Genomic DNA, 2,365 nt, shown 5'->3' on the forward strand with positions numbered 1-2,365 from the left:
ATAATTTTCTGAAAATGCTTATAAATTTGATTCCCCATACTATTTTCCTTTGATATACCATAGACTCATTTTGTCGAAAATGGTATTATGATGTGGAAAATATTAGGTTTGGGGGAATTGGAAAATGGATTTTGAAACTGTAGAGACTAAAAAAAGTACCATTGATAAACTAAGAAGGCATAGAAATAAGATTATTTCTATTTTGATTCTATTTATTATACTTGTTGGTGGAGCAGTCTATAATTTCAACTATATGACCCCACAAGCTAAAGCAAAGAATACAGTAGTAAAATACATAAAAGCAATTCAGCAAGGTGAGAGTACATATGATTATGTAGATAGTGGGGTTGATGATTTTATTAATGTTTTAGATTATAAATACATTAGAGTAGTAGATAAAGAAACCCCCCTAAAAACTTATACCATAGATTACGATATGTATGAGATTGAAATTGAGTATGGCAATGGAAAAGAAAAGTATAGAGATTTCGATGATTATTTTAAACAAGAATTAGAATATTATAAAAAACAAGAAAAAGATGAGGGTTCGAAAGTAAAAATTCTTAATGAATCTACAGATTCGTTCGAGTTTACACTTGGAGATACATACACACAGGTAGAACTTTTATATGATATGGAAGTGACTAATGGAATAGGGGAAAAGATATACAAAAAGGTTTATTTTACTGTTAATAATGAATATGATGATTATAAAATAGTAGATATTTCTTATTGAACTAATTAGTACAACCGCCAATCTAGGCGGTTTTTCTATTGATGCAAATCATAATAATTTTTCCAACTCCCATTGTTCGTGTTATGTGTTACGTGATACAATGTAGTTGTACTTATAGCTGCCTTACCTGATATAAGTTTTAAAATCGCTCAAATGGCAATGCTTATACCAAGTCGAAGTTGCTTGGAGGTGAATGTCTTGAGTAACACAGGAGATGAGGAAAAAATGCAGGCGGCAGTAAAGAAATTAGACCTGTCTAAATACACAGGATTAACAAAAGAAAAAAAAGCCGTTCTGAAAGATCATATGGGAAGTGCAAGCTCGAAGATCAACATGAACAGGGTTAAGGATTGGTGGAAATATGAAAACAATTGATTTTAACCACCATTCTTTTAAAGGATTTGAAGACGGAGAGAGCATTTTAATAGATACTGGAGTATTGTATGCATACTATAATAAGTATGATGCATATTATGACACAGTTAAACAACTCTTTGATAATTACGTCTTCGAACAGGAAGGCGTAATTTTTTTGTTTGTTAATCCAACAATAGTTAATGAAATAGCAAATCTTGCACAAAATCCACTCGAACAGTTCTTTAAAGCATTTCCCGAAGAAGCAAAGTATTATAACGATGAAGATAAAATTGCTGTAAGAGACGACATTATGGGAAAAATTCGAGAATTAATTGAAAAAGAAATTCTGATTGTTCTTGATGGAGATAAAGAAAGTGTAATTAAGCAAATCGAAATAACAAACAAATTAGGTGCCGCTGATGCAGTAAATGCTTCACTGGCTCATCTATATGGGATAAGTTTTTTAACTGTCGATAGAAACCTTGTTCGGAATATAGAGGATATTCGCGACGAATTAAGTAATATAAAAAACTTGTACTATACGACACCAAGACATAGGGCATACTTTACATAAATATTATCAAAGTCACTCACTTATGGGTGGCTTTTTTTGTTTATAAATAACTAAGGAGCAATTTAAATGACAAATATCGAACGTTTGCGGCTCGAAACAAAAGGAATCACTCTAACGCCAGATGAGTTATCCGTTTACCTTCTCGAAGAAGGGATTACTGATCCTAATACAGAGTATGACGCTTCATCCAATACAGCAAAGCGGAAAATCTATTCTGCTGCGTTGGCGATCTTAAATAGTGTTGCCAACAACCCAACACTCATGAAGTCATATAAGCAGGATGATATTGCTGTTTCTGATTTTGCCGATTCATTACAAAACAGAATAGACCAGTTAGAGCGTAAAATTAGAACAATGACAATCAACGAATCTGATCATGGAAGTAATACATTTATGCTGTTTGGCAATTGAGGAGTAGTATAATGATAAATCTATTTCATAACAATACAGCTTTCCTGCTTGATCAACTTGGCAGCGATGTATTAATTAATGATAACCCAGTTAAGGCCTTAATCACTAACACGAATCTTGAGCAAAACTACGATGATCGCCGTATTTCTGCTTTATCGCCTATTAAACGTGGTGATATTGTTGTTTATAACGGCAAAAAATATATGATCATCAGCGAAATAAATGATCAGAGATACAACAAGTATAAGGGGATTATGAGGCATCTACCGCATCACATCATAGTTAGT

At 32.7% G+C, this 2,365-nt stretch carries 4 protein-coding genes and 1 pseudogene; all 5 read left to right on the forward strand.

What is annotated here, in order from left to right; genetic code table 11:
* Positions 1-124: 124 nt before the first annotated feature.
* Complete coding sequence (locus M3G15_RS21210) at positions 125-736, forward strand: hypothetical protein (protein ID WP_260072004.1); 612 nt, start codon at positions 125-127, stop codon at positions 734-736.
* A gap of 198 nt (positions 737-934) precedes the next feature.
* Positions 935-1,111 carry a hypothetical protein gene (locus M3G15_RS21215; protein WP_260072005.1) on the forward strand — a complete coding sequence of 59 codons (177 nt, stop codon included), beginning with the start codon at positions 935-937 and terminating at the stop codon, positions 1,109-1,111.
* Positions 1,098-1,667: a PIN domain-containing protein gene (locus tag M3G15_RS21220; protein ID WP_260072006.1), complete on the forward strand. Its 570-nt coding sequence runs from the start codon at positions 1,098-1,100 to the stop codon at positions 1,665-1,667. Before M3G15_RS21215 ends, M3G15_RS21220 begins: the two co-directional genes overlap by 14 nt.
* 66 nt (positions 1,668-1,733) lie before the next feature.
* Positions 1,734-2,078 carry a hypothetical protein gene (locus M3G15_RS21225; protein WP_260072007.1) on the forward strand — a complete coding sequence of 115 codons (345 nt, stop codon included), beginning with the start codon at positions 1,734-1,736 and terminating at the stop codon, positions 2,076-2,078.
* Positions 2,079-2,089: 11 nt separating this feature from the next.
* Positions 2,090-2,365, forward strand: a pseudogene (locus M3G15_RS21230) (hypothetical protein); the annotation flags it as partial.

Origin of the sequence: Paenibacillus sp. p3-SID1389, assembly GCF_025151705.1 — a bacterium.
GTDB classification, from domain to species: domain Bacteria; phylum Bacillota; class Bacilli; order Paenibacillales; family Paenibacillaceae; genus Fontibacillus; species Fontibacillus phoenicis.